Below are 22,410 nucleotides of genomic sequence, written 5' to 3' on the forward strand. Positions count from 1 at the left end.
GGGTCACTCCGCGGCCTGGTCGTAACGGGGCCGCCCGGCGGCGGCGTCGGCGGCGTCCAGCCGCGCCTTCACGCCTGCCGCCAGCACGCTGACATTGGGCACCAGCACCATGCTGTCGTGATCGCCGGGCACCTCGGCCACCTCGGTGGCCGGGGCCCATTTGGTCCAGTCGTTGTCGTCAAAGACATATTCGCGCTCGCCACTGACCCAATGGCCGTTTGAGACCTGCCATTTGCGGTCCAGCGGCGGCCTGAACAGGGTGAGCGGCCCGTCCCAAGGCCTGAGGCCATAGGTCCCGACCGCGGTGCGGAAGGCCAGTTCGATCTTGCGGCTGTTGAATTCCGGCCGGGCGCCGGTCTCCGCCGGGCTGGCGCGGCGTTTCTCTAACTCCCACGCGATGCGGTTTCTGGCCCATTCGGCCAGGTAGCCCGGCCCCTTGCGGCGCAGTTCGGCGAGTTTAATCAGGGCCTTGTCGCGGCGGCTGAGAGGCGGGCGCACCGGCAGCGGCGTGTCCAGCAGGATCAGCGCGGCGGTGTCCTCGCCCTGGTCCTTCAGCTGCTGCGCCATCTCATAGGCGGTGATGCCGCCGCCGGAAAAACCGCCCAGCAGATAGGGGCCCTGGGGCTGGATCTGGCGGATTTCGGACAGGCAGCTGCGGGCGGCGTCCTCGATCCGGCTGTGCGGCGCGGCGTCGCCCACCAGCCCCTTGGCCTGCAGGCCGTAGACCGGCCGGTCCTTGCCGACTTGCAGCGCCAGATGGCGCAGGTTCAGCACATTGCCGAACATGCCCGCCACCAGGAAGAAGGGCCGCCGCCCGGTGCCATCACCCGGATGCAACTGAACCAGATGGGTGTATTGCGGCTGTTCCTCCGCAGTTTGGGGCGTGTCTCCCGGTTCCGCCACAACCCCGCCGCCGGTGCGGGCGATGATCCGCTCTGCCAGCGCGGCGACGCTGGGCGCCTCGAACAGCACCGACAGCGGGAACTCCACACCAAAGCTGCGTTTTACCTGTGCAAACAGCCGCACCGCGATCAGCGAGTGGCCGCCAAGGTCAAAGAAACTGTCCTCGATCCCGACCTGGCTGACGCCCAAAAGCGCGGCAAAGAGCTTGGCCAGTTCCTCCTCCACCGGGTTGCGCGGGGCGATGTAATCGGTGTCGAGCTGCGGGCGGTCAAAGGTCTGCGCCTCTGCCGCGGCGGGCGCGGCGCTCTGCGACGCCTGTGTAATCAGCGCGGGCAGGTCGAGCGAGGAGACCACCACCTGCGGCAGCCCGGCTGCAAGCGCGCGGGCCAGCGCCTCGCCGCCGTCCTCGGCTTTGATACCGTTGGAAATGTTCAGCTGCAGACGGCGTTCCTCCGGTGACAGCGGCTGCGCGCTGCGGGCAGGCTCCAGACCCAGCTCTGCTGCGCTGGCGTCGGGCTCGGCCGTTGCGGCTGCCGCGTCAAAGCCGGAGGCGAGGCGCTGCATCCGGAAGCCTTCGATCTCGGCCAGAACGGTGCCCTCCGCATCCGTCAGGGTCACGTCGAACACGGCAGAGCCGCTGCCAGGCGCGCCGGCCAGCCGCACGTGGCTGAAGATGGTCGCGCTGAGCGGCGCGAAGACGCGGATGGTGCGGTAGGAGACCGGCACCCAAAGCGCATCTGCCCGATAACCGGGGATCAGCTTCATCGCCCAGCCGGTGGCAAGGTCCATCAGGCCGGGATGCAGCAGGGTGCCGTCCTGCGCCGCAGCCTCCGTCAGGGCCAGGCAGGCAACCCCTTCGCCATTCCCCAGGGCCGCACGCTCCAGCACATGCCAGCGCGGGCCAAAGCGCAGATGCGCCTCCTGCGGGGATTGCAGGCGCCCGCCGACAGGCGCCTGCTCCTCCGGGCATCGGGTGAAAATCTTCTGGAGGTTGAGTGCGGCGGGGCATTCTGCCACCGCCGCGGAGGCCAGCATTGCCTGACAGTTCAGAGAGTAACCATTTGTACATGCCGAGTAAACAAACAGTTCATAACCATTTTCTTTAGCTTCTAGCTTAACCAGAAGTTCTTTGGGGTCGCCGTCCTGCACAACCAGAGGGCGCAGGAAATAGAGGTCGCGGATTTCGAACGGCCCTTCGGCACCTGCTGCCGCCAGCGCCTCGGCGGCCATTTCGATGTAGCCGGTGCCCGGAACCAGAGCGGTGCCGTCTGCGGTGCGATGCTCATCCAGCAGCCAGTCTGCGGTGCTGAAGCGGGGCGTGAAGATGCGGTTGCCGGCGGCGTCGAACCGCTGCTGCTGCAGCAGCGGCTGCGGGCAGGGCTCTGGCGTGCTGGCGCCTGCGGCGCTGTTGCGGGCATTCATGGCATCGGCGGCCATGCCGGTGTCCGCCCAGACACCCCAATCCACCGCCACGACACGGGTCTGCCCGCCGGCGCGGTGCTTGGCCCAGGCGTTCAGGTATTCGTTGGCGGCGATGTAATCCACCTGGCCCGCGGGCCGGGTCACGGTGGAGGAGGAGGAAAACAGCACCATCAGCTCCAGGCTGCCGTCCGGAAACACCGTATCCAGCGCGCGCAGTCCGCTCACCTTGGGGGCCAGCACCTGGGCGATCCGGTCGTCGTCCTTGGCCAGCAGCGGGCCGTCGTTGATGACGCCGGCCGCGTGGATCACGCCGGTCAGCGGGCCGTTTGCGGCCTCGGCCTGCGCGCGCGCGGTGCGCAACTCGCCCGCGTGGCAGACGTCGGCGGCCAGCGGCAGCACGGTGCCGTTGCAGGTCTCCTCCAGCGCCATCAGCGCGCGGATGCGCCGCGCGGTGCGGTTGGCCGGGCTGTGGCTGCTGAGATACCGGTCCCAGCTGTCGCGCGGCGGCAGGCCCTCGCGGGAGATCAGCGTGATCTTTGCACCGCGGTCCCGCATCAGATAACCCGCGATGGCCAGGCCGATGCCGCCATAGCCGCCGGTGATCAGGTAATGGCCGCCCTGCTTGAAGGGCGGTGTCTCCGGTTCGGGCAGCGGCTGCGGGCGCCAGGTGAGTTCGAACCGCTTTTCTCCGCGCCAGGCGGCGGAGGTGTTTGCGGGCTCCGCCATCAGCTCTTCCAGCAGCCGGGCGGTGATGTCCGTGTCCGCCGGGGTGCGGCGGGCAAACAGGCCCTGCGCCGCCGCTGGCAGCTCTATGTCCACGGTGGCGCAGGTCAGCCCCGGCAGCTCCCGCGGGATCACGCCGGCAGGGCCTGCGATCATCGCCTTTTCCGGATAGGGCAGGGCTTCGTCGCGGACCTGCGCGGCGCCGGTGGTAAAGACCGTGATGTGCAGCGGGCCGGGCAGATCGGCATTGCCCAGCTCCTGCGCCAGCGCGGTCAGGGAGTGGAAGCCCATCTCAAGGTTGCGGTCAAAGAAGGAGGAGCCGGGGCGGAAGGTTTCCCCCCCGGTCACCAGCCAGAAATGAGCGATCCGCTGCGGCAGAAGACCGGCCTCTGCCAGATCCGCCAGCAGCGCGCCATAGGCGGCGCGGCCCTGTTCGGGCGGCAGGATATATGCGTTCGGCGACAGCTGCGCATAGGTGTCGCCGGCGCGGACGCGCGCGACGGCATGGCCTGCGGCCTCCAGCCGGGCGGCGGCGCGGGCGGCATGGCCGGTTTCATCCTCGAAGATCAGCCAGGTTTGCGGATCCTGGCCCAGGTCCCGGTCCACGTCCCACGCGCAGTCTGCCAGCCGCGGACGCCAGGCCGGGCGGTAGCCCCAGTCGCTCAGATCCGCGTGGCGGGCCGGAGCCTCAGCGTCTTCCTCCACCACAGCTCTGCCGGGTTCGATAAAGTAGCGGCTGCGCTGGAAGGCGTATCCGGGCAGCGGCAGGCGGTTGCGCCGCGCCTCGCCCCAGATCTGCGGCCAGTCGGCCTCGACGCCGCAGGCCCACAGGCGGCCGATGACGCCGAAGAAATAGCTGTCGTCCATCACGTCCTGATCCGGATGGCGCAGGGAGCTGAGCACCTGGCCCTGCTTTACCGCCGGCGACATCTGCGCCAGTGCGCTGAGGGCCTTGCCGGGGCCGACCTCCAGGAACACGCGGCTCGGGGTTTGGGCGAGGGTTTCGATGCAGCCGGCAAAAAGCACAGTGTTGCGCAGCTGACCCACCCAGTAGTCGGCGCTGGCGGCCTGTTCTGCGGTCAGGGCCGTGGCGGTGCGGTTGGAGATCACCGGCAGCTTCGGGGCGGACAGGGTCAGGGAGCGGATGAAGTCTCCGTACTCCTGCAGGATGCCGTCCAGCATCCGGGAATGGGCGGCAATGTCGATCTGGATGCGCTGGTGGTCCACCTCGCGGGCGCTCAGGTCTGCCGAAAGGCGGTCCAGCGCCTCCTGCGGGCCGGACACGGCGGTGAGCGATGGCGCGTTGACGCTGGCGATATCCAGGTCATCGCCGATGATGGCCTCGACTTCGGCCAGCGGCAGCGCAATCGACAGCATCCCGCCTGCCGGCACGGTATCAAACAGCCGTCCGCGCAGCAGGACAAGGTCGATGCAGTCCTCAAAAGACAGCACACCGGCGAGGCAGGCGGCGGTATTTTCGCCCATGGAATGACCGACCAGCGCGGCGGGCTTCACGCCCCAGCTGATCCACAGCTGCGCCAGCGCGTATTCCACGATCATGATCAGCGGCAGCTGCACCGAGGGCTGCTGCAGGCGCGCATTCGCCGCGTCCTCTTCGCCGTCTTCCGGCAGCCAGAGGGCGCGGATGTCGTAGTCCAGGCTCTTTTGCAGATGCTCCAGCCCGCGGTCCATCCACTCGGCGAAGACCGGTTCGGTCTCGTACAGGTCGCGCGCCACGCCCGCATATTGCGCGCCGCCGCCGGGGAACATGAATACGACCTCCGGCGCGTCGCCCAGGCGGTCGTGGGTGAAGACCTTGCGCGGATCGTTTTCCTCAATCAGCCGGGCGGCTTCGGCAGCGGTCTCCGCCACCAGCACCCGCCGTTTGGCAAAGCCGCGGCGGCCTTCCTTGAGGGTATAGGCCACGTCGGCAAGATCGGCCTCCGGGTTGGCCTTCAGATAGGCAGCCAGCGCCTGGGAGTTGGCCTCCAGCGCTGCCTTGGACTGTCCGGAAACGCAAAGGATCTGGAACGGGAAATCGCTTTCCTCCGAAGACGCGCGCTCCGGCGCTTCCTCCAGGATCACATGGGCATTGGTGCCGCCGACGCCCAGCGAGTTGATGCCCGCCCGCCGCGGACCCTTGTGCGGCACCCAGGGCGTCAGGGCGGCGTTCACCTTGAACGGCGAGGTGTCGAAATCTATCGCCGGGTTCGGTGCCTCATAGCCCAGCGAGGGCGGGATTTCCCGGTGGTGCAGCGCCAGCGCGGTCTTGGTCAGGCTGGCAACGCCCGCCGCGGTGTCCAGGTGGCCGATGTTGGTCTTGACCGAACCGATGCGGCAGTAACCGGTGTCCTGCGTGCTGGCGCGGTAAGCGTCGGTCAGCGCCGACACTTCGATCGGGTCGCCCAGATAGGTGCCGGTGCCGTGGCATTCGACATAGTCAATGGTCTCTGCCGGGGTGCCTGCCGCTGCCAGCGCCTTTTGCACCGCTGCTGACTGGCCGCCGACGGAAGGCGCCAGATAGCCCGCCTTGTCCGCGCCGTCGTTGTTGATGGCGGACCCCTTGATCACCGCCCAGATGTGGTCGCCGTCGGCAATCGCATCCTCAAGCCGCCGCAGCGCCACCGCACCGGCGCCGGAGCCGAAGACGGTGCCTTGCGCCCGGTGGTCGAAGGCGTGACAGTGGCCGTCCGGGCTGAGGATCTCGTTTTCCTTGTAAAGGTAGCCGCGGCCCTGCGGCATCTCGATGGTGACACCGCCCGCCAGCGCCATGCCGCACTCGCCCTCGCGCAGCGCTTTGCAGGCGTAATGCACCGCCACCAGCGAGGTGGAGCAGGCGGTCTGCACGTTGACCGACGGCCCCTTGAGGTCGAACACATGGCTGACGCGGGTCGACAGGAAATCCTTGTCGTTGCCGGTATGGCGGAGCAGGAACATGCCCACGTCATCGACGAGGGCCGGGTTTGAGCAGATGTTGAAGTAGAAATAGCTGCCCATGCCGCAGCCCGCATAGACTCCAATTGGGCCGTTGATGCTTTCCGGCGGATGGCCCGCGTTTTCCATCGCGCCCCAGGCAACTTCCAGAAACTTGCGGTGCTGCGGGTCGAGGATGGCGGCCTCTTTCGGGCTGAAGCCGAAGAATTCCGCATCAAACTCGTCAAACCCCTGCAGCCGGGCCGCGGCGGGCACATAGTTCGGGTTCGCCAAGGCTGAGGCGCGCTCGCCATGTGCCAGCAGCGTCTCGCGGTCCAGAACCTCAATCGATTCGATCCCTGCGCGCAGGTTTTGCCAGAACGCCTCGGCAGAGCCTGCGCCCGGCACCGTCACCGACAGCCCGACAATGGCAATATCACCGGGCGTATTCTGTTCAGCAGCGCCCGCCGCTGCGGAAATCCCATCTTGCATCGTCAATACCTGACCCCACTGGCCCTTCGCAAACAGCCCGGCACGCCGCAGCCAGTCCGCTTTGCGAAAATGGCAGGGCCCGCCGGACGGGTTTATTATCCGGTGCCGGGATTTTTCCCGGCGGCTGCTCCGGCCTGGCGGCATAGATCCCCATCTGCTCCGCGGGGCCGGATGAATTCTTGTTTATCTTCGTCAATCCATGCGGCTGTCCTATGGACGCATTGTGTTGAATTGGGCCGGAAAAGCGGAAAGATTGCGGCATCACAGGACGCTGCGCCGCTCAGCGCTGGCGGTGTCAGGCAGCATTGCCTGCGCGCCGCCGAACAGCGCAGGGCGCGGGCGGAACACATCCGGGTACAGCAGCCGCTCGGCATAGCCCAGAACCGATCCCGCGCACATCCAGGTGATCGGGATCAGCGTCGCGTTCAGCAGCATGTCCACCATGGTGGCCGCCAGAATCAGCGCAATCGGCGCGGCATAGGGCGAGACGCTGCCGGCAGGCGCCCGCCGCGCGGCAAAGGCCAGCAGCATCAGCGGCGCCGCCAGCAATCCCATCTCGGCGATATAACCTAGCCAGCCGAAGGTGCCGAAGACGATGATCCAGCGCCCGTCCGGGACCGACAGGATCTGCCCGGTCTCCTCGTGCCGCACCAGGTTGCGGCCCCAGCCGCCCCAGCCGAACCAGGGTTTCTCCGCAGCCCTGGCAAGCAGCTGCGCTTCGTTCTCGAACCGGTAGTTCAGCGAATGCGCCCGCTCGGCACTGATCACCTCGGCCTGCGCCACCAGCGCTTCGGTCGGCACCAGCCCGGTGTTGCGCAGCATCGGGTAGACCACCGCGATCACCGCCAGCAGCAGAGCCGCCCGCAGCTGCCAGCGCAAGGGCGCCAGCGCCACGACGGGCACAAACGCCAGCGCATAGGCGAGCGAGGCCAGGCTCTTGCACAGCACCAGCACCGCAAACAGATAGGCAGCGGCCAGCGCCAGGCGCAGCCGCTGCCGGCCGGCGGCTGCACGGGCCAGGGCGGTTGCCGCCAGCAGCGCCGACAGCATGAAGAACGCCAGCCACAAGGCATGCGGCAGGAACACGATGGGCCGGAACCCGCCCTGACGCATCATCTGGCTGAAATCGTGCTGGAAGAAGCCATAGACCCAGACATTGACCTGCGGGCTGAGCCGGATCTCAACCAGCGACGGGATGGTATAGGCCAGCGCGCCGATCATCAGCGCCAGCAGCAGCTCGCGCTGGGCCTCGGGCGTGGACAGGTAGCGGCGCGCCAGCAGGAACGGCATCAGCACGATGATCTGGTTGATGATGACAGAGCCCAGATCGCGCCAGCGCAGCCCGGGCAGCTGATCGGTCAGGAAAACGATCGGGTCGGAATTGGCGATCTTGCGGAACAGGATCGGCTCGCCATTGGTCAGCACCGTGGGAATGACGCCGAATACGAACAGCAGCGCCAGCAGCCGCACTGCCGGATGCCGCGGCAAGAGCGGCACCGGCTTGCGCAACAGCCCGGCGCACAGCACAAAGGCCATCACCGAGGGGATGGCGAATTTGTCCATATCCGGCACCAGCGGCAGGTCGAACTCGGCCAGCGGCGGCAGCAGCAGATAGCCCGCAATCAGGCACCACAGGATCGCCCGCTCCAGCGGCAGGCGCCGGAACAGCACCAGGCTGACCAGCGGCCAGGCCAGCAGCATCAGATAGGCCAAGGCATTGGGCACAGGCCAGTTTCTCCTCGTTCCCCATTATTGGTTCAAAGTTTAACGGTTGCCGCGGGCGCTGTCGCGCGGATTTGCAAGAACCGGTAAACGGTGTGCAGCGAAGCCACGCTGGCGGCAGGGGCCGGCGGGCTGCGCTGGCCTGACGCGGATGCCGGATGTATCAGGGAATTGTCTAAGACCTGGGGATGCAGTGTATTTCGATTTCAACGGCCGCCGGGTGGCGGTGAACATGCCCCGCCGGGCGCTACTGGAGGCGGAGATCCGGGCGCGGTTCAAGGCGCGTCAGGGCTTTGCCCTGGCTACGGTCAACTTGGACCACTTGGTCAAACTGGCGCAGTCGCCGGAGTTCCTGGCTGCCTATCAGGCGCAGGATCTGGTGGTGGCGGACGGGCGCCCGATTGTCTGGCTGTCGCGGCTTGCGGGCCGCCCGGTGGAGCTGATGCCGGGCTCGGATCTGGTGCTGCCGCTGTGCCGCCTGGCGGCCGGGGCCGGGGTGCCGGTGGCGCTGGCCGGCAGCACCGAAGAGGCGCTGGCAGACGCCGCGGAGGCGCTGGCCGCCGAAGTGCCGGGGCTGGATATCGCCTGGTGCCACGCCCCCTCAGGCCGGTTCGACCCGGAGGGCGAGGAGGCCGACCGGATCCTGCACCGGCTGGATGAGACAGGCGTGGGCCTGTGTTTCCTGGCGCTGGGTGCCCCCAAGCAGGAGCGCCTGGCGCAGCGCGGCCGCCGGCTGGCGCCGCGCACCGGCTTTGCCAGCATCGGCGCCGGGCTGGATTTCCTCGGCGGCCATCAGAAGCGCGCCCCTGCCTGGGTGCGGGCGATCGCGATGGAGTGGCTGTGGCGGGCGCTGTCCAGCCCGACCCGGCTGCTGCCGCGCTATGCCAGATGCCTGGCCATCCTGCCTGCCCAGATGCTCAAAGCCTGGCGGATCCGGACCCGTTGAGCAGCCTGATGCGAGGCTCTGCCTCGCGCTCCGGGATATTTGCAGCCAGATGAAGACCGGATCCGTTATTCATCTGGCTGCAAATATCCTGGGGTGAATTGGCCGGAAGGCCAAGAGGGGCAAAGCCCCCGGCAATGCTACTTGTACTCCAGAATGCCGCGCGCCGTGCCGCGCCGCCGCCGCCAGTGGTATTCCAGCGCGCCGGAGGCTTCGGCAAATTTGCCCAGTACCGAAAACAGCGCCCGTTCATAGCCCATGCGGCGGGACAGGCGCAGGACCTGGACCGGGTAGATCAGCGCCGCCAGCAGCAGGGGCGGGGAGACCAGCCCGGCGGCCGCGATGGCGGCGGGCAGCGCCGCGCCCCAGGTGAGCGCGCGGCGGGTCTCGGTGCGCCAATGGCGCTCCGGTCCCGCGCCATGCAGCGCAGCCCCCTCGGCAAAGGCGTGGCCTGCGCGGCGGCTGCGGTTCCACCACTGGCCAAAGCGCAGCATCTGCGCGTCATGCAGCGTCATCTCAGCGTCCAGCCGCCAGATCTGCCAGCCCGCCCGCCGCAGCCGCAGGCACAGTTCCGGCTCCTCGCCGGCAATCAGGCTCTCGCGGTAGCCGCCCGCGGTATAGACCGCCGCCACCCGCATCAGCGCATCGCCGCCGCAGGCCGCGGCCTCGCCAACGGGGGTGTCCCATTCGGCGTCGCACAGCCGGTTATAGACCGACGCCTGCGGAAACCGCTCCCGCCGCCGCCCGCAGGCCGCCGCGGCCCGGGGGCGGGTTTGCAGGAACGCCGCCGCGGCTGGGATCCAGCCCGGGTCCACCTCGCAGTCGCCGTCCACGAATTGCACCAGCTCGATCCCGCTCCTCAGGGCGGCCAGACCGGCATTGCGGGCGCGGGCGGCGGTGAAGGGGCGGCTGAGGTCCAGATCCACGACCTCAGCGCCCAGGCCCCGCGCCGCTTCCGCCGAGCCATCACTTGAGCCGCTGTCCACGTAGATCAGCTGCTGCACCTGCCCTTGCAGGGAGCGCAGGCAGCGGATCAGCCGCGCGCCTTCGTTGCGGCCGATCACCACCGCGCCGATGGACGCCGCACTCATGCGCCGTCTCCGGCAAGGTGGGCGCTGTACTCCGGCGCGCGGCGCAGGAAGCCCAGGCGCTGCAGACCGGCGATGCTTGCGTCTTCCAAGGCCGCATCGGACCACAGGCTCAGCTCCGGCTGCGCCTGCATTGCGTCGCTGCGCAGCCTGTCCTCGCCATGTTCGGAGACCGCCTCGGCCCGGGTCTGCAGATCGCGTGCCAGGCTGTCGCCGGCGAACTTGTAGTGGCGGATCAGCCCCTCGACGTCCGCCACCGCCACCCCGGCAGAGACATGCGGATGCACAGCCGCCTGCACGCCGGGGCCGTTGAACACCAGCGGGTGCTTGCTGAGGCAGCAGCGCTCGCCGAAGACCTTGCCGCGGACCCCGCCGAACAGTATCCGTGCCCCGCCCGGCGGCAGGCTGTTCTGGCGCAGGTAATAGGCCAGCCCGGTCTCCGCGGCGGCGTAATCCAGCGCCTGCACCGTGCTGATGTCGCAATAGCGGAAGGCCTTTACCGCGCCGGCATAGGACAGCCCGCGGGCCGCCGCCAGCGGGCCCTTGGGGAACATCTCCAGCATCTGCGCGTGCATGGCGGTGTAACCCTGCTCTGTCAGATAGGCGGTCAGCCCGGGCAGCCCGGCGGTGCCGCTGCCCTCGAATTCGAGCAGTTCGTCCATGTCGGCAAACAGACACCAGCGGTCCTGGCCATACCGGCTGGCGGCATAGGCGCGGAAAGTGTTCTCAAACTCCAGCCAGGGCAGGGCAGAGCGCAGCACCGCGGTGCCCGGCTCCTGCCGGATGCGCTCTACCGTGCCATCCGTCGAGCCATTGTCGATGAAGACAAAGCAGGAGACGCCAAGCCGCCGGTAATGCTCAAAAAACATGTCGAGGTAATAGGCCCCGTCCCGCACCAGCGCGATCAGCACCGCCTCCTGCGGGGCGGCAAACCGGCGGGCGGGGCCGTGCAGATGCTGCAGCGACCTGTGCAGGCTTGCGCGGTGCAGGGCGTCTTGCGCCATCCTCCCAGCGCGGGCCGCCAGCCTGTGGCCGAATGATTTGTGCACGCGGGGCTCCGTTTTGCGCCTGCCGGGACTGTCGCTGTCAACCTGCAAGGTTCCGCCGGCGGCTGCAAGCGCTGCCTGCCGGCTCAACTGCAATTGCGGCGGGATTGCTGCAGTCCCAGGGGCGGCAGATGGCCGCAAACAGGCCCTCGGCGGATGGCGGCCCGGCGGCGCGGACCGGACGGCGGTGCGCCCTGTCCGCGGCCAGGCCGCCGCCGTCAATAGTCGCGTTTGAAGAACAGGCCGAACCCGGTCTCGCCTTCGCTGTCCACCGTGCCTTGCACCGTCAGGCTTTTGGTCACATCCAGATTGATGCTCAGCTCGCTGTCGCCGCGGGTGTTGACGTTGAAATCGGTATAGACGTTCTCCGCCACATAGCCGCCAAGGCCCAGCTGGCCAGCGCCCAGATTGTCGGCGCCGATATCGACCGTGTCGGCGCCGGTGGCCTGCCGCACCTTGCTTTGCGCCCCGCCGCCGCGCCCGCTGAGCGTCAGCGCGGAGCCGGCCAGCCGGGCCAGCGCCAGGGGCGAGATATCCTCAATATTGTCGCCGAACAGCAAGAGCGCCAGCGCCTCCTCCGACGGGCGCGGCGGCTCCGACGTCACCTTGATCTCCGGAGCATCGACCCGGCCGGAGATCTCCAGCGTGGCGGTGCCCTCGCCGGTGGCGGCGGTGGATTTGAACTCCAGATAGGGTTTCAGATCGCCCAGTAGGGTGATCCGCCCCTCATCCAGCTCCAGCCGCCGGCCCAGGATGTCGAAGGTGCCGCGGATCAGGCTGATCTGGCCGGAGGGCGACAGCCGCGCGGTGGTGCCGCGCAGGCGGATTTCGCCGCCCAGCTCTGCGCGCAGGCCGCGGCCGCGGGCAAAGACCCGCGAGGGGGCGCTGATCAGGATGTCCAGTTCGGTTCTGGCTGAGCCGCCCCCGCCGCCGCCATTGTTGCCCGTCAGCCCCGCCCGCGCCAGGGTCTGGCGCACATCGCGCGGTGCCCCCACATGGCTGATCGGCGGGATTGGCGCCGACGAGACCGAGCCGCCGGCGGTGTTGAGGTTGATATTGGTCTCGCCCACATTGATCCGGCCGCCGATCCGCTTGTCGCCCGCCATTGCGCCGGACAAGGTGAGGTTGCCGTTCAGCAGGGTCTCGTAAGACAGGTTGTCGGTCACGACCAGATCGCCGATGGCAATCTGCAGATTGCTGCTGAAGGGGGGGCGCATCGCCACCGGGCCGCTGATCTGCAGGGTGCCGCCGTCGCGGCCGCGGGCCGAGGCCTGCACCTGCGCGCTGGAACGGGCAAAGGAGACGGTGGCATTGATGTCATCCAGCCGCTGCGCCGCCGCCGGGATCGCCAGCGAGGCGCCGGGGACCGACACGGTGCCACTCAAGGAGTCCAGCGCCGGCTCCCCCCGCATGGCCAAATCGAAATTCGCAGGCCCCTGCAGCAGGTTGGGAGAAATGAACGGGTTCATCCCCTCCAGCCGCAGGGTGCCCTTGGCGGTCACATCCGCGGTGCCCTCGGCCTCGTTCCAGCTGCCCGCAATGCGGCTGTCGATGCCGGCGGGGCCGCTGGCGGTGCTGTCGACCGTCCAGGTGCCGTCGCGGCGGGCGGCGGTGCCCTTGGCGGCCAGCCGCCCGGCCAGATCCGGCACCAGCTGCTGCAGCCGCCCGATGACGGCGTCAAACCGCAGATCGGTGTCGCCATTGCTTTCGGCAAAGCGGCCCTCGGCCTTGACCGCAAGCTCCGCCGGGCCATCCGCGGTGGCGGCGATCTGCCATTCCCCGTTGCGCCGCTCCGCGGTGCCTTCGGCGGTCAGCCGGCCCGCCAGTTCGGGCACGAACCGCTCCAGCTCATTAAAGGCGGCGGCAAAGTCGAAATCGGCGTCGCCCTCCAAAGTGACAGACCCGTCCAGCCGGGCGCTGGAGGAATGCGGCCCGGTCAGCTCTGCCACGCCATCAAACCGCCTGCCGGTTCGGGTGAGGGTGGTGGCCAGCTCCAGCGTGCCGGGGGCCTGCGGCAGCAGCACCTCCACCCGGGTCAGCCGGGCGCTGATCTTCATCTGGCCGCTGTCATTGTTCAGCGTGCCCGCAGCGGAAGCGGCCAGCGCGCTGCCCTTCAGCTCGAATGTGTCGACGGTGATGCCGATCTCGTCCCGCGACGCCTTGAGCGCCACGGTGGTGGTGCCCGCCAGCAGCTCATCCGCCTTGGCAATTCCGGCAGAGAGGTTCTCGGCGGTGAGGTCCAGATCGGTGTCAAAGGCGCCGGACAGCGGCGTGAAGGAACCCTGGACGTCCGCCCGCACCGCGCCGCCCAGGGGCCGTCCGGCCAGCTCCGAGAAGCGCGCCAGCTCCGAGGCCTCCGCGGTCAGGTCCGCGGTGATTTTCAGCCCCTCTTCCAGCCCGTCCAGGGTCACATCACCCGCTGCCTGGTAATCGGTGCCGCGCAGTTCCATTTCGGTGATCCGCAGCGCACCGGGGCCTTCGGTGCTGAGGGTGCCCTCAAAGCGGATGTCGCTGCCGGTGGCTTTGGCCAGCGCCGGGTCGCGCGGCTGCAACCCGCTGAGCGCGGCCGACAGCCGCCCTTCCAGCGCAAGGCCGCTGCTTTGATCCAGCGTGCCGCGGCCGGTGACCTCTGCCTGATCCACCAGCGCGGCGGGATGGCTCAGCTGGTGCAGAACCCCGTCCAGGGTCCAGTTGCCGTCCGTCCGTTTCCGCAGCTGCAGATCCGCCGCCGCCAGCGTGGTCTGGCCGCCGCCCACGGGCAGGGTGACCGCGGCCTGGCCCGGCGGCGGGGTGATGGCAGCCTTCAGATTGGCGGTGTCCAGCCGGCCGCCCGCCGCCAGCGCTGCGTCGCCGCTCACCTGCAGCGCCCGGGTGCGCAGAACCAGCGTGTCCAGCGCCAGCGCGCCGCTGCCTTCACGGATGCCTTTCACGTTGAGCCGCAGGCCGGGGCCGAAGAAGGGCCGGTGCACCGGCGGCAGCAGCACGTCGATATTGCCGCCCAGATTGGCGGAAAAGCGGATGCCGCGCGGCGTCTCCGGCGCCGCATCCGCGGGCAGGGGCTGGGCCGCCAGCACCACCTGGCCCGCCAGCCGCTCCGCGCCGTTGGCGCTGAAGCTGATGTCAGCGGTGAAATCCGTCACCGGCCCGCTGCCCTTGGCGGTCAGCTGCAGGTCGGGGCTGCCCGGCAGGTTGAGGCTGCGCGAGATCAGCCCGCCCGCAGCCTCATCCGCGGTCAGATCCAGGGTGATCTGCTGGGTTTCATCGGCATATCCCGCCTCCAGCCGCAGGTGGTCGCCGGGCTTGTCCAGCCGTACCGCCTCCAGCTTGGTGTCGAGCGCGCCGTCTGCCAGCCGCAGCGATCCCTCAACCCTGAGGCTGGCTTCGGTGCCGGCCAGGGCCGCGCCCAGTTCGATCCGCTCCGCCTTGATCAGGCCCAGCTCGATCGCCACCGGCAGCTCCGGCAGCGAGAAGGGCGTGGCCGCCGCCTCCGGCAGTTCCGGGTCCGGCGGCAGCGGCTCGGGCGCGCGCTCCACCGCGATGCGCTCCGCCGACAGCTCATTGACCGAGAACCGCCCGCGCAGCAGGTCCAGCCGGTTCCAGTCCAGCGCGGCGCCTTCGATGGTCAGCCAGATGCCTTTCTCGTCAGCCACCGTGATCTTCTGGATTGTGGCCTCAGAGGAAAACGCCCCCTGCAGCCCGCTGACGCTGATATAGCGGCTGTCGCCTGACAGCGTGTCCTCCAGGAAATCGACCAGCAGCCCGCCCGCGTCTTCTTCCGGAGTGTCCTGCGCCGCCAGCGGCGCCGCCGCGAGGCCCATGGCCAGGCTATAGGCAAGTATCTGTTTCAAAACGCCTGTCCTATCCCGATATAAAATTGCAGCCCGTCCTCGGACCCGCCGTCCACCGGATAGGCAAGGTCAAGCCGGATCGGCCCGATCCCCGCCACATCATACCGCACCCCGATGCCGGCGCCGGCATGGCGCGCGGACGATCCCGACACAAAACTGTCCGCATCGACAAAACCGATGTCGTAGAAGCCGACCAGGGAAATTGTTTCGGTGACCTTTCCCCGCACTTCGCCCGACAGCGCCGCAAAGCTGCGCCCGCCGGCGGTGCCGCCGGCAACCGGCACGCCCAGCGACTGGAACTCATGCCCGCGCACCGTGCCCGCACCGCCGGAGAAGAACAGCAGGGTGGGGGAGATCTCGCTCAGCGACGGGCCGGCGACCGAGCCCAGCTGCAGCCGCCCGGCCAGCACGATCCGGTCGTCCGCGCCCAAGCCGTAATAGGCGCGCCCGTCCGCTTCGATCTGCAGCCCGGACTTGCTGCCGCCAAAGCCGATGAAGGGCGTCGCCGTGCCTTGCAGGTAATAGCCGCTGGCCGGGTTCACCCGGCTGTCGCGCTCGTCGTATTCCGCGCGCAGGCGGCCCGCGATGTATTTGAACCGGCGCTGGCCGAACACGTCCTCGGCCAGGATCGAAGACACCCCCAGCGCAGCCTCGGCAAAGAACTTGTCGGAGAAGGTGCGCCGCACCCCGGCCGCGCCGAACACCTGGGTGGCCTTGTAATGCTCCTCGTCCAGCTGTTCGGCCTCGGCGAGGTAGAAGATCAGGTCATCCGGCCCCAGCGCCGCGGGCCGGTCCAGCCGCACTGCCACGCGCCCGTCGATGTCGTTGCTGCTGCCAATGCCGCTCAGCCGCGCCTCGATCCGCAGCTTTTCCGCAGCCCCGAACAGGTTGCGGTGCATCCAGCTGCCCGACAGCTCCACCCCGTCGGAGGAGCTGATCTCGGCCCCGAAAGTGAGGCGGCGCGGCGGCAGGTCCTCGACCACCGCGGTGTAATCGAGGGTGCCGTCCGGGTTCGGCTGCTCTGCCTCCCGCAGCACCACGCTGGAAAAGGTGCCGGTGCGGCGCAGCCGGCTGGCGGATTTGGCAATCAGGTCGGGGTGGAACGCCTCCCCCGCCGGAAAGCCCGCGATACTGCGGATAGCCTCCTCGCGCACCCTTGTGTCGCCGGTCACGGCCATCCGGCCGAAACGCAGGCGCGGGCCGGGGGCCAGCCGCAGCTGGGCATCCAGGCGCGCCTGCAGGTGATTGGCGGTGATCCTCTGCTCTGCCACCGCGGCCTTGGCATGGCCGCTGCGCCGCCAGGCCCGCACCCCTGCAACTGCCGCATCCCGGATCGCGCCGGTGCTGGCGGGCTGGCCGGGAGCGTATTCCTCGGGAAACTCCACGTCACTCTGCCGCGGCAGCGGCGACAGCTCCGCCTTGCCGAAGGCAAACCGCGGGCCGGGCTGGACGGTGATCTCCACCGTGCGGACGCTTTGCGGCGGGTTCAGCGGCTGGATCAGCGCCGCCTCGCGCCCGTCCAGGCGGATATTGACCACCGGCGCGAAATGGCCCGCGTCATAAAGCACCTGCACCAGCGTCCGGTAGTCCGACAGCGCCGCCGCCAGAATCTCCTGCACATTGGTTTCGCCGCTGGCCGCAACGGAGGCCGAGGCGCCGCGCAGCCGGTCCGCAAGACCGGCATTGGCCCCGGGGGCCTGCAGCGTGGCGTCGGCGCCAAAGGCGGCAGGCGGCAGCAGGGTCAGGAAACTGAAGGCAAAGGCGCGCGCGGTCAGGCGCGGGCGGAATGGAAAATTCATGTTTGCTCCCGGTGGCGGGCGTAAAAAAATCCGGCCGTGCGGCCCGGCAGGGCGGCAGGCGTCAGCGCTGAGCCTAGCACGGGAAATTTACGCGATGGAACTGGCAAAGCAGCGGCATTCCGCCTGCCTCCGGCAGCGGCGGATTGCCGCGCATCCGGACGGCGGAGAGGGGCTGCGGCCCCGGCAGCCGCGGGAAAGAGGCGTCCGGCAAGGACATTTTTTCGCCGCTTTGGCGCGAATGCCGGAAAAATGACCGTAAAGGAGATTGGAAAGCGGAATTAAAACTGTACTATTCGGTTCAGCTCCGGCAGGTGGCCCTGCCGGAGCTGGCACTGATTAACAAAAACTACATCGGGTAACGCAGGCACAGCCACCACTCACATGCAGCTAGCCTGTCTGAAATGATACCATCTTGATTATGGCTGTCCATATAATTGTCACTCTGATAATTTAATGTGGTATCATTTCGCCCTGCTCCAGCAGGGCCTGTGCTGAACCAGAAGGTTGAGTTTTCAAGGGGTAACAGTATTGGATGCTTTGAAATCAGTTTTTGAACTGCGCGACATGCTGTTTCAGATGGAGCGCGATATCGGGCTGGACCGGCTCAGCCCGGCGGAGCGGGACGTGCTGCTGGCGGCCCATGCGCTGACCAGCGCGCCGGGCGCCGCGGTGCAATCCGACCAGATTCGCAGCCACCGGCTGGTGCAGGGGATTGCCCAGGCCACCTATCACCGCACGCTGAAATCACTGCTGAGCATGGGTCTGCTGGAGCGGGCCGGCGGCAGCCGGGCCAAGCATTACGTGGTGCGCTTCGATCCCTCTGCCCAGTGATGGTTTGCCGCCGGCGGCGCTGCATGTGATTGCAGCTTCTGCGTCCTCTGGATAAACGGGCGGCATGAGTCGATTTTACCAGTTGCTGTCCTCGGTACAGGGGTTTGCGGTGATCACCGCTGTCTATGTCATCTGCCACGGCCTGACCGCCTTGGTGGTCACACCTGTGCAGAACCTGTTTCTGCCGGAAATCACCGTTTTCGCCAGTCTGGCCTACCTGCCGCACGGGGTGCGGGTGCTGTGCATCTGGCTGTTCGGCTGGAAAGCCGTGCTGCCGCTCGCCGCGGGCGCGCTGCTGTCGGAGCTGCTGTTCACCACGTCCGGCGTGCGGGAACTGATGGAGCCGGTCTTGCTGCAATCCATCGGCGTCGGGGCCTTCTCGGTGTTCGCGGCCTTCGAGATCGCCTGGCTGTTCGGCTGGGATCTGTATGCCGGCCAGTCGCGGCGGATTGCCTGGACCGGGCTGCTGGCCATCGGCGGGCTGGCGTCGGTGATCAACTCGCTGGGGCAGACGGTGGTGTTCTCAGGCCTGATTTTCCCCGACGACCAGCTGCCGGTGATGACGGTTTACGCAGTGGGCGACCTGATCGGCCTTGCGGTCTGCATGTTTGCCCTGATGCTGATTTTCCGCTGGCTGCGGCTGGCAGGACAGGGGCGAAGCCCGCAGGGATAGCCGCCACCAACGGCGGGCGGCTGTCAGCCGGCCATCAGCCGGGCCGCGTCCAGCATCCGGGCGGAAAAGCCCCATTCATTGTCATACCAGCCGAACACCCGCACCTGGGCGGTCCCGGCCATGCGGGTTTCCGGCCCGGCAATCACCAGCGACTCGGTCCGCGCCCGCAGGTCGGAGGACACCAGCGGCATATCGGTCCAGCCCATCACCTGCGAGGCCGCCACCCCTTCGCGCAGGGCGGCGGTGAACTCTGCCTCGCTCATCGGGGTCTTCAGCTGCGCCACCAGATCCACCGCCGACACGCTGGCCGTCGGCACCCGCACCGCGGCGCCGCTGACACGGCCCTTCAGATGCGGCAGCACCTCGTCGATCAGATGCATCGCCGAGGTCGTCGTCGGCACCATCGACTGCGCGCCGCCGCGCGAGCGGGCGAAATCGCCCCGCGGCGCGTCCACCATCGGCTGCGAGTTGGTGTAGCAGTGGATCGTGGTCATATGCGCGGTGTCGATGCCGGCAATCTCGTCCAGCAGCTTGACCAGCGGCGTCAGCGCATTGGTGGTGCAGGAGGCGTTGGAGACGATCCGGGCGTCGCCCAGTGTCTCCTCGTTGGCGCCCAGAACCATGGTCAGCTCAGCCGCGGGTGAGGGGCCGGAGATCAGCACCTTGCCAGCCCCCGCCTTCAGCCCGCGCTCCGCCACGTCGGAGGTGCGGGCGATGCCGGTGCACTCCAGCACCAGGTCGACGCCGCTCAGGCCGACCTTGGTCAGGTCGGGCTCATGGCTCACCGGAATGCTGCGGCCCATTACCTGCAGCGCGCCGCCGCCATGCTCCACCGGATGGGCAAAGGGGCCGAAGGTGCTGTCGTACTGGAACAAATAGGCGCACATGTCCAAGGGCGCGATATCGTTGATCCGCACCACCTCGATGCCGTCTCCGCGCGATGTGGTCAGAATCTGGCGCAGGATGGCGCGGCCGATGCGGCCGAATCCGTTGATAGCAAGTTTCATGGGCAATCTATGGCAGGCGCGCTTGGGCCGCTCAATCCATGGCCCCCGGGAAAATGATCACATTTCCCAAGAGGATGTTTCAGAAAAAGACCGCAAAACCTCACAACCGTCAAAGGCGCTTCTATTTGCGGCAGATGACCTGCGCGTAATAGATGCCGGTGATCGTGCGCACCATCGTATCCAGATTGACGCTGCAGCCAGTGGCCGCCTGCATGGCCCGCACCGCCTGCCGGGCGGTCAGCACCGCAGGCGGGCGGAAGGCCAAGTGTTCCAGGTTCATCCGCGTGGCGCTGTAGCGGCCCGCTGTGCCCTCGACCGGCACCACCAGCCAGTCGCGGCCCAGAACGCTGACCTTGATGCCTTCCACGCCTTTTGCGGATACGGCGGGCGCAAGCGCGGCGCACAGGGCCGCCGCCAGTGCAGTCTGTTTCATCATCGAAATGCTCCTGCGGGGAAATGCCTGCGCCCAGCCTAGCGCCGCCCCGGCACAAAGCAAGACGCGCCTTACAGGTGGTCCACCGCCTCAGCCTGGCGCAGCTCTGCCGCGCACAGCTGCAGCCCGCGCAACAGCCGCTCGGCATCGGCTTGCGGCTGCCGCCCGCGCGGGGCGGAGCAGCCCGCCACGATCGGCGTCTGGCCCGGGCGCGACACCGGCACCGCATAGCCGGTGATTCCGGCCTCGAACTCGCTGTCGGTCAGGCAGTAGCCCTGTTCGCGGGCTTGGGCGACCCGCTCCAGAATGGCGGCAGGATCGGTCAGCGACTGGCTGGTGTGGCAGGGGATCCCAGTTTCTGCCAGCACCGCCGCCGCCTCCTCCTCCGGCAGCCCGGCCAGCAGCATCCGCCCCAGGCTGGTATGGGCCAGCGGGATATGCGAACCGGCGGTGAAGCCATAGGTGATGTGGCCATGATCGACTGTGGATTGCGCCAGCAGCAGCACCCGGCCCTGGTCCAGCATCGCCAGCGTCACCTCGATCTCCATCTGCCGCGCATGGCGGTTCAGCACCGGCTGCACCCGGCGGCCGAACTGGTTGGCCTGAAGGAAGCCGCCCGCCAGCGCCAGCACCCGCGGCGTCAGGGACAGCATCCGCCCGTCCTGGCGCAGATAGCCCGCCTGCACCAGCGTCAGCGCGCCGCGCCGGGCAGTGGCGCGGTCCTGCCCGGTGCGCCGGGCGATCTCGGCCAGAGTCATGCTGGGGGCGGCCGCATCAAACACCGCGAGAACCGCCAGCCCCTTGGCAAAGCTCGACGAAATATTCCTGTCCTGTTCCACCGCTGTCATCTGCGCCGCCCAACCTGTTCTTGAAATGCTGCCGCCGGTTCCGGCGGGTCTGTGCGAATGCTGCACACAATGTTCGCCTGCTGAACTCTGTCAAGCCGCAAAACCTCCGTAATATCCGGATTACGCAACGGGTTACCGGGAAACCTGGCCACGGACTGGACGCTGGGGGCAGTTCCGGTGCAATTTCAATCAGCTCACTCGCCAAGAGGCCGCCCATGGCACAAGATTTCACATCCGGCAAACTGGCCCGCCTGGGACTGCTCAGCGCAGAGGACTGCCGCAAGGCGGCAGAGATCACCTCCCGCGCGCAGTTCGACGGGATCGAGACGGTGCGGGTGCTGTTCCCGGACCAGCACGGGCTGTTGCGCGGCAAGACAGTGATGGCAGAAGCCTTTACCAGCGTTTTCGAACGCGGCCTCAACGTGCCCGCAACCCTGCTGCTCAAGGACACCTCCCACCGCAATGCCTTTCCGGTGTGGGAGGGCGGCACCGGGCTGGCCGGGCCGATGCAGGGGGCGGGCGACGTGCTGCTGGTGCCGCGCCCGGACACCTTCCGCGCGCTGCCCTGGTCCGGCCATTCCGCCTGGATTTTCTGCGCGCCGGTCTACCCGGATGGCCAGCGGATCCCCTTTGCCTCCTGCAGCGTGCTGCAGCATGCGGTGGACCGGCTGGCGGGGCAGGGGATGGCGGCCACCTTCGGGCTGGAGGTGGAGTTTCACATCTTGGAACTGGCGGACCCATCTGCCGCCCACGAGCAGGCAGGCCGCCCCGGCGTCCCGGTGCAGACTCGCAACCTGACGCAAGGCTATCAGTACCTCACCGAAACCCGCTACGGCGAGGTCGAGGGCATCCTGGACCTGTTGCGCCGCAACGCCCAGAAACTGGGCCTGCCGGTGCGGTCCGTGGAAATCGAGATGGGCCCCAGCCAGGTCGAATTCACCTTTGCCCCCGACAGCGCCATGGCGCAGGCGGATGCGATGGTGATGTTCCGCACCATGGTCAAGGAGGTCTGCGCCCGCAAAGGCCTGCACGCCAGCTTCATGGCCAAGCCGCGGCTGGCGGGTGCCATGGCCAACGGCTGGCACGTCCACCAGTCGCTGCAGGATCTGGCCATGGGGCGCAACCTGTTCATGCCCGAAGCCGCCGGGATGCTGACCCCGCCTGCCAGCGGCTGGATGGCGGGCCTGTTGAAATACGCGGCTGAGACCTCGCTGCTGATCGCGCCCACGGTGAACAGCTACAAGCGGTATCTGCCGTTCCAGCTGGCCCCCAGCCGGATCGGCTGGGGCGTGGATAACCGCGGCGCCATGCTGCGCGCGCTGATGCAGCCGGGCGATGCGGCCAGCCGGATCGAGAACCGCGCCCCCGATAGTTCCGCCAACCCCTATTACGCGCTCGCCGCCCAGATCATCGCGGGCGCTGCCGGGATCCGAGAGGGGTTGGAGGCCCCGAAACCCACCCTGTCGCCCTACAGCGAGGAGGCCGCGCGCCTGCCGCGCTCGCTCGGCCAGGCGCTGGAGGGCTTCGCAGGCTCAACCTTGTGCCGCGAGGCGCTGGGGGCGGACACCGCGGATTACCTGCTGCAGCTCAAGCAGTTCGAGTGGGAGCGCTATCTGGACACCGTCAGCGAGTGGGAGCAGGCGGAGTATTTCAACCTGTTCTGAGGCGCCGCGCGGGCCGCCGGGCGATGCGTAAAAATTCCTATTCAATGCGGCTTTG

At 68.1% G+C, this 22,410-nt stretch carries 13 protein-coding genes; 4 read left to right on the forward strand and 9 right to left on the reverse strand.

Features of this window, described 5'->3' with window-relative positions:
- Window positions 1-3 precede the first annotated feature (3 nt).
- Both PHA8399_RS13035 and PHA8399_RS13040 read right to left on the reverse strand, forming a co-directional pair.
- Window positions 4-6,453 carry a type I polyketide synthase gene (locus PHA8399_RS13035; protein WP_058286572.1) on the reverse strand — a complete coding sequence of 2,150 codons (6,450 nt, stop codon included), beginning with the start codon at window positions 6,451-6,453 and terminating at the stop codon, window positions 4-6.
- 261 nt (window positions 6,454-6,714) lie between these two features.
- A complete protein-coding gene (locus PHA8399_RS13040; protein ID WP_058286573.1) occupies window positions 6,715-8,178 on the reverse strand; it encodes a hypothetical protein in 1,464 nt (487 codons plus the stop codon).
- 190 nt (window positions 8,179-8,368) lie between these two features.
- Here PHA8399_RS13040 and PHA8399_RS13045 point away from each other — a divergent pair, with 190 nt between their 5' ends.
- Entirely contained in the window at window positions 8,369-9,121 is a 753-nt protein-coding gene (locus tag PHA8399_RS13045) for a WecB/TagA/CpsF family glycosyltransferase (RefSeq protein ID WP_058286574.1), read from the forward strand.
- A gap of 137 nt (window positions 9,122-9,258) precedes the next feature.
- Here PHA8399_RS13045 and PHA8399_RS13050 read toward each other — a convergent pair whose 3' ends face one another.
- The 4 genes from PHA8399_RS13050 to PHA8399_RS13065 all read right to left on the reverse strand — a co-directional run bounded on the left by PHA8399_RS13050 (window position 9,259) and on the right by PHA8399_RS13065 (window position 16,899).
- Window positions 9,259-10,209: a glycosyltransferase family A protein gene (locus PHA8399_RS13050; protein ID WP_058286575.1), complete on the reverse strand. Its 951-nt coding sequence runs from the start codon at window positions 10,207-10,209 to the stop codon at window positions 9,259-9,261.
- Window positions 10,206-11,255, reverse strand: coding sequence for a glycosyltransferase family 2 protein (locus PHA8399_RS13055; protein WP_244270220.1), 1,050 nt, complete (start codon window positions 11,253-11,255; stop codon window positions 10,206-10,208). The genes PHA8399_RS13050 and PHA8399_RS13055 overlap by 4 nt, the downstream gene beginning before the upstream one ends.
- Window positions 11,256-11,470: 215 nt before the next feature.
- Window positions 11,471-15,100: a translocation/assembly module TamB domain-containing protein gene (locus PHA8399_RS13060; protein ID WP_082649545.1), complete on the reverse strand. Its 3,630-nt coding sequence runs from the start codon at window positions 15,098-15,100 to the stop codon at window positions 11,471-11,473.
- Window positions 15,097-16,899 (reverse strand): autotransporter assembly complex protein TamA, encoded by a 1,803-nt coding sequence (locus PHA8399_RS13065; protein ID WP_058286578.1) that lies wholly within the window; start codon window positions 16,897-16,899, stop codon window positions 15,097-15,099. The genes PHA8399_RS13060 and PHA8399_RS13065 overlap by 4 nt, the downstream gene beginning before the upstream one ends.
- Window positions 16,900-17,463: 564 nt before the next feature.
- On the opposite strand from PHA8399_RS13065, the gene PHA8399_RS13075 reads away from it, so the two are divergent.
- Together PHA8399_RS13075 and PHA8399_RS13080 are read left to right on the forward strand one after the other, a co-directional pair.
- Window positions 17,464-17,730, forward strand: a complete 267-nt coding sequence (locus tag PHA8399_RS13075; RefSeq protein ID WP_244270221.1) for a hypothetical protein — start codon at window positions 17,464-17,466, stop codon at window positions 17,728-17,730.
- Window positions 17,731-17,794: 64 nt separating this feature from the next.
- On the forward strand, window positions 17,795-18,403 hold the full coding sequence (locus PHA8399_RS13080) for a hypothetical protein (protein WP_058286581.1): 609 nt from the start codon (window positions 17,795-17,797) through the stop codon (window positions 18,401-18,403).
- 23 nt (window positions 18,404-18,426) lie between these two features.
- On the opposite strand, the gene PHA8399_RS13085 is transcribed toward PHA8399_RS13080, so the two are convergent.
- From PHA8399_RS13085 to PHA8399_RS13095, 3 genes are all read right to left on the reverse strand, one after another.
- The gene (locus PHA8399_RS13085) at window positions 18,427-19,410 is read right to left on the reverse strand and encodes a type I glyceraldehyde-3-phosphate dehydrogenase (protein WP_208856309.1); all 984 of its coding nucleotides are present in this window, start codon (window positions 19,408-19,410) and stop codon (window positions 18,427-18,429) included.
- 121 nt (window positions 19,411-19,531) lie between these two features.
- Window positions 19,532-19,843, reverse strand: coding sequence for a hypothetical protein (locus PHA8399_RS13090; protein ID WP_244270222.1), 312 nt, complete (start codon window positions 19,841-19,843; stop codon window positions 19,532-19,534).
- Window positions 19,844-19,914: 71 nt separating this feature from the next.
- Window positions 19,915-20,691 (reverse strand): IclR family transcriptional regulator domain-containing protein, encoded by a 777-nt coding sequence (locus tag PHA8399_RS13095; protein ID WP_058286584.1) that lies wholly within the window; start codon window positions 20,689-20,691, stop codon window positions 19,915-19,917.
- A gap of 215 nt (window positions 20,692-20,906) precedes the next feature.
- Here PHA8399_RS13095 and PHA8399_RS13100 point away from each other — a divergent pair, with 215 nt between their 5' ends.
- Window positions 20,907-22,355: a glutamine synthetase family protein gene (locus PHA8399_RS13100; RefSeq protein ID WP_058286585.1), complete on the forward strand. Its 1,449-nt coding sequence runs from the start codon at window positions 20,907-20,909 to the stop codon at window positions 22,353-22,355.
- The last annotated feature ends 55 nt before the right edge of the window (window positions 22,356-22,410 follow it).

This window comes from Leisingera aquaemixtae, assembly GCF_001458395.1.
GTDB lineage: Bacteria > Pseudomonadota > Alphaproteobacteria > Rhodobacterales > Rhodobacteraceae > Leisingera > Leisingera aquaemixtae.

Bases quoted from the DNA above. Each gene is read 5' to 3' on its own strand.
- PHA8399_RS13035 (WP_058286572.1), bottom strand. From the start codon at position 6,453: ATGCAAGATGGGATTTCCGCAGCGGCGGGCGCTGCTGAACAGAATACG.
- PHA8399_RS13050 (WP_058286575.1), bottom strand. From the start codon at position 10,209: ATGAGTGCGGCGTCCATCGGCGCGGTGGTGATCGGCCGCAACGAAGGC.
- PHA8399_RS13065 (WP_058286578.1), bottom strand. From the start codon at position 16,899: ATGAATTTTCCATTCCGCCCGCGCCTGACCGCGCGCGCCTTTGCCTTC.
- PHA8399_RS13075 (WP_244270221.1), top strand. From the start codon at position 17,464: ATGCTGTTTCAGATGGAGCGCGATATCGGGCTGGACCGGCTCAGCCCG.
- PHA8399_RS13080 (WP_058286581.1), top strand. From the start codon at position 17,795: ATGAGTCGATTTTACCAGTTGCTGTCCTCGGTACAGGGGTTTGCGGTG.
- PHA8399_RS13085 (WP_208856309.1), bottom strand. From the start codon at position 19,410: ATGAAACTTGCTATCAACGGATTCGGCCGCATCGGCCGCGCCATCCTG.
- PHA8399_RS13090 (WP_244270222.1), bottom strand. From the start codon at position 19,843: ATGAAACAGACTGCACTGGCGGCGGCCCTGTGCGCCGCGCTTGCGCCC.
- PHA8399_RS13095 (WP_058286584.1), bottom strand. From the start codon at position 20,691: ATGACAGCGGTGGAACAGGACAGGAATATTTCGTCGAGCTTTGCCAAG.
- PHA8399_RS13100 (WP_058286585.1), top strand. From the start codon at position 20,907: ATGGCACAAGATTTCACATCCGGCAAACTGGCCCGCCTGGGACTGCTC.